Source organism: Treponema endosymbiont of Eucomonympha sp. (assembly GCF_001028545.1).
The window spans coordinates 1-4,854 of sequence record NZ_BBPW01000058.1 but is presented as its reverse complement, the minus strand read 5'-3'; the positions used below and the strand labels follow the sequence as shown (position 1 = coordinate 4,854).

At 54.8% G+C, this 4,854-nt stretch carries 5 protein-coding genes; 3 read left to right on the top strand and 2 right to left on the bottom strand.

The genetic code is table 11. The features are described from left to right. On the bottom strand, nt 1-731 hold a 731-nt coding region (locus AWU74_RS03825), incomplete at its 3' end, for an MBL fold metallo-hydrolase (RefSeq protein ID WP_238580154.1). 208 nt (nt 732-939) lie between these two features. On the opposite strand from AWU74_RS03825, the gene AWU74_RS11515 reads away from it, so the two are divergent. From AWU74_RS11515 to fdhD, 3 genes are all read left to right on the top strand, one after another. Further along, complete coding sequence (locus tag AWU74_RS11515) at nt 940-1,113, top strand: hypothetical protein (RefSeq protein WP_187150819.1); 174 nt, start codon at nt 940-942, stop codon at nt 1,111-1,113. Between the two features lie 237 nt (nt 1,114-1,350). Then, complete coding sequence (gene fdhF, locus AWU74_RS03815; RefSeq protein WP_162504765.1) at nt 1,351-3,546, top strand: formate dehydrogenase subunit alpha; 2,196 nt, start codon at nt 1,351-1,353, stop codon at nt 3,544-3,546. A 332-nt stretch (nt 3,547-3,878) separates the two neighbouring features. After that, the gene (gene fdhD / locus AWU74_RS03810; RefSeq protein ID WP_062327770.1) at nt 3,879-4,625 is read left to right on the top strand and encodes a formate dehydrogenase accessory sulfurtransferase FdhD; all 747 of its coding nucleotides are present in this window, start codon (nt 3,879-3,881) and stop codon (nt 4,623-4,625) included. On the opposite strand, the gene AWU74_RS10205 is transcribed toward fdhD, so the two are convergent. Next, nucleotides 4,598-4,854: BadF/BadG/BcrA/BcrD ATPase family protein (locus AWU74_RS10205; protein ID WP_368853456.1), on the bottom strand; the 257-nt coding region annotated here is incomplete at its 5' end. The two genes, fdhD and AWU74_RS10205, sit on opposite strands and share 28 nt — an antisense overlap.

Below are 4,854 nucleotides of genomic sequence, written 5' to 3'. Positions count from 1 at the left end.
CAGTCGGTCAGGTACGCGAGCGAGCGGCGCGCGCCGTCGGCATTACTCACGGTCAGCACCCACCCCGCGGCGCACAGGTCCCCGTGCTGTATGGGGACATACACCGCTTCGATGCCGCCGATTTTCAGCGGGCTTTCGGGCGTGAACGGCTCGGCGGGAAGCAGCCTGATATTCGGCTTGCCGCCGCCGGGCTGCGTTTCCCGGAATATGTACGAAAAACGCTCGCGGACGTCGCGGACGGTATTCCGGTTTGCGTATACCGGCAGTCCTCCCGAAGAGACGCCGGCAGCACGGTGTGAAAACACCCGGATATCGTCAAGCCCGTGCAAATGGTCTGCGTGGCTGTGAGTCAGCAGAATCGCGTCGATTGCCGCAACACCCGCGCGGAGCGCCTGTTCGCGGAAATCGGGACCCGCGTCGATAAGGAGCGACGTCGCTACGCCGTCTTGTGCGTGCCGGATATACGCGCTTGCGCGGAGCCGCCTGTCGCGCGGGTCGGCGGACAGGCAGCGCGGGCACGAGCAGGCGACGACGGGGATTCCGTGGCTGGTGCCGCTTCCGAGCAGCGTGCAAATCATGCGCCCAGCATATTTTGCGCGCTGCGCAAAGTCAAGGTAGCGGTGTATGCTGGCTGTGTGCGATACCGCTTTGACCGCGGCGTTTGGCGGGAACCGAAGGTCCGAGTTTCCCCGCACGGGCAACGTCCGAGTTTCTTGAAGGAACTGCTGCAAGCCTATGGCTTGCTACCCTGTCGGCGAGCCATGAGGGGCAAGCGCCTATGCGTAAGAGTCGTGCCTATGGGCGAAAACAGAGAGGCTCTGTGCCATAATGCAGAGACGCTCTGTGCTACAGTGCAAAGACTTTCTGTATTATGCGTAAGAGTTAGTCTCACCTAGGTAGCGTGGACTGGAAGGTGGGTGTAAAGGAAAATCATCTGATATGAATAGCAACGATGAAGGAAACAGAGAGCTTTGCGTAGCACGTGGCGATTCCTTGCCAGCGTTTGAAGGCGCCGAAGACGATTTCAATGAAATACTCCGTAGCTCGCTGCGGAGTATTTCATTCATACCTCCCATTTTTACCTCTTTTCCCCATTCAGTCCACACTACCTAATCTATATGCGAGAAATACCCGCGTTCGGCGCGCCGTCAAGTGCTGGCGGGGAGGCGGAAACGCTTCCCCGCTTTTTATGCCCAGCCCTTGCGCGGCGGGTTTGCAGCGCACAGGTTTTACCGAACGTTCCTTCAAGGAATTCTGACCTTGCCCGCGCGGCACAGGCAAGACTTGCGCTCCCGCAGTCCCTGTGGTATCATACGCTTAAAAGGCGCTGAAGCCTTATGGGGAAAAGATATGGCAACAAAAGAAATCCAGACCACCTGCGCGTACTGCGGAGCGGGGTGCCAGCTGTTGTTTACAGTAGACCAAAGCGCGAACAAGATTCTCGACGTGCACCCCGTCAAGGGCAGAACGAACGACGGCACGGCGTGCCTGAAGGGCTGGTACGGCTGGGATTACCTCAACGACCCCCAGATTCTGACCAAACGGCTCACCAAACCGATGATTCGGAAGGGCGGCAAAGGCAGCCCGCTGGCAGAGGTTGAATGGGACGAAGCCATTAGCTATACGGCAAGCCGCCTTATGGAGATTAAGGCAAAATACGGACCAAACACCATTATGGGCACCGGCTGTGCCCGCGGCTCCGGCAACGAAGCCAACTATATCATGCAGAAGTTTATGCGGGCAGCGGTCGGAACAAACAATGTCGACCACTGCGCCCGCATATGACACGCACCTTCTGTAGCGGGTCTACAGTATTCATTGGGCTCCGGCGCAATGACGATGGGCGTGCCTGAAATAGAAGACGCTGCCCTTTTATTCGTATTCGGCTATAACGGCGCCGACTCTCACCCGATTGTCGCCCGGCGCATTGTGCGCGCCAAGCAGAAAGGCGCAAAGATAATCTGCGTCGACCCCAGGGTCATTGAGACCGCCCGCATTGCGGACATGCACTTGCAGCTCAAAGGCGGCACGAACCTTCTCTTGGTTCACGCCCTTGCCAACACCATTCTGGAGGAAGGGCTGTGCGACTACGGCTTTATCGAACAGCACGCCAATGATTTTGATGCGTTCAAAGAGGTTGTCAAAAAATACACGCCGGAAAGCGTCGCCGCGCGGACCAATATCCCCGCCGAGGATATCAGAAAGGCGGCGCGAATGTATGCCGCGAGCGGCCGTTCGATGATTCTGTACGGAATGGGCGTCTGCCAGTTCGGACAGGCGGTGGACGTGGTCAAAGGCTTGGCGAATCTTGCCATTATGACCGGCAATTTAGGCCGTCCCGCAACAGGCATAGGACCGGTGCGCGGACAGAACAATGTGCAGGGCGCCTGCGATATGGGGGCACTGCCCAACGTCTATCCGGGCTACCAGAGCGTCATAGTTCCTGAGATACGGGAAAAATTTGAAAAGGACTGGGGCGTCAAACTGTCCGACCAGCTCGGCATTACCCTGACCGTGGTGCCGCACTATGTGCTGCACGAAAAAGACCCTAAGAAGCAGATTCACGGCTATTACATAATGGGCGAGGACCCGGGGCAATCCGACCCGGACCTTGCCGAGGTGCGGGAAGCCCTTGAGAAGTGCGACTTTGTGGTTATGCAGGACATTTATATGAACAAAACCGGACAGCTCGCCGACGTCATCCTGCCGGCTACGGCGTGGTGCGAGCATGAGGGTGTCTATTCCTGCTGCGACCGGGGTTTTCAGAGAATTCGCAAGGTTATCGAGCCGAGAGGAGACGTTAAGACCGACTGGGAAATCTTATGCCTCATGTCAACGGCTATGGGCTACCCCATGAAGTATAACAACACGCAGGAAATCTGGAACGAGCTGATAAGCCTGTGCCCAAGCTTCGTCGGTGCTACTTACGAGAAAATCGAAAAGAACGGCTGCATCCAGTGGCCCTGCCGCGACAAGGCGGACAGCGACGTCGGCACGGTTTATCTGCACAAAGGCGGCAAATTCGCCAACCCTGACGGCAAAGCTAAGTTTTTCGCCGCCGAATGGCGGCCGCCGGTGGAGCGTGAAAACGAGCAGTATCCCCTTGTCCTGTGCACCGTCCGCGAAGTCGGGCACTATTCCGTGCGCACGATGACCGGCAACTGCCGCACCTTGCGCAACCTTGAGGACGAGCCGGGCTGGGTGCAGATTTCACCGCAGGACGCCGGAAAGCTTGAGATAAAACACGGTGAGCTTGTGCGGATAAGCTCAAAACGCGGTTCGGTGATTACCCGCGCCAATGTTACCGTGCGCGTCAAGAAAGGCGCCGTGTATATGACCTACCAGTGGTGGGTCGGCGCCTGTAACGAGCTTACGATTAGCGAACTCGACCCAATCAGCAAGACGCCTGAATACAAGTACTGCGCCTGCAAGGTGGAAAAACTTCCCGACCAAAAAGCGGCGTGGGAAGCGGTGAACAAAACTTTGGCGGAGATACGAACCAATATGCGCATTGACGCTCCAAGGAAGATGGAGGTGTCAGCATAAACTGGTGCCGATAGTTTTCTGTATTGTTCCAAGCCCCGCCCTAAAAAGATGGGGCATTTTTTAATGCGCTCAACACAGGCTTAAATACACTATCCGCCTCCCAATCTAATACGCGTAGCTCCTATGGCTCCATATCCCGCCTTTGATTTATAAGGATATGCACCTGCGTCTAATGCTTCTAAAGAACAATATGTCTCGACCGTTTGCGGCGGGGCTGTTGCTGACGGCAGTCAGATAGTCCCGCTTGAAACCCCGATATGCACAAGTTATATTCTTGAAGAGGTAATTTTAGGAAAGTTTTTGTGCCTCATAGCTTATCCGAGGCGGACTCCATGAATGAAAGCGAACTGAACGAAGTCTGTTGGGAAGAGCGGAAGGTTGTCCGTATAAACGCAGCAGGGCGTCATAGGATAAACGACCGGATAATCAGAGAAGAATCCCTGTCATTGTTTATCAACGGTGTATTGGCAAATACTTTTGCGTGCAGTCCGGCGGATTTGGAAGCGCTAGCTGTAGGCTGGGCTTTTACACAGGGATATTTCCGGGATAAAAAAGATATAGAATCCGTATCCCTTGATAAAGAATCGGGGGCTGTTTTTTTGACTCTTCAGAAAAACAATGGAAATATAAACAGTATGATTTCCCGCGAACTTCCAACAAGAGAAGCTCCGAAGGATATTACCCTTTCGCATGAGGATATATACGCTCTCTGGGAAACCTTTGACGCTCAGTGTATTTTGTATCAGTCCACCGGAGCGGCTCATGCTATGGCTTTGACCGACGGCAAACAAATACTTACACTTACGGAAGACGTGTCCCGCCGTAATGCCCTGATAAAAATAATCGGCAAGATGGTCCTGAATGGTATAGACACATGGGGCAAGGCTCTTCTGGTAAGCAGTCGGCTGGCATTTGATATGTTCAGAATGATAGAATCCACGGGACTCAAGTTAGTGCTCTGCAACGGGGCGGTTAGCTCCGGGGCGGTAATAAGGGCGGAGGAAGCAGGGATAACCCTAGTTGGATTTATAAAACGTGGAAATATGAATATCTATTGCCACGATGAACGGGTTTCCTGATACAAACCCGTACACGCCGCTCCTATGGCTCCGGCATACCGGCCCTGTTGAAGGGGAATAATCGTGATACCCAGCGCCTGAGACAACGCCCTGCAGATACCGCTGCTTTCCGAAAGTCCTCCGGTAAGAACCGCAGGTGTCAGCAAATTCATCCGTCCTGCAAGGGCGACGATTCGTGTTGCCGTAGACGCCGCAACGCCGTCTACTATTTCTTCCCGGAAAACACCCT

Bases quoted from the DNA above. Each gene is read 5' to 3' on its own strand.
- AWU74_RS11515 (WP_187150819.1), top strand. From the start codon at position 940: ATGAATAGCAACGATGAAGGAAACAGAGAGCTTTGCGTAGCACGTGGC.
- fdhD (WP_062327770.1), top strand. From the start codon at position 3,879: ATGAATGAAAGCGAACTGAACGAAGTCTGTTGGGAAGAGCGGAAGGTT.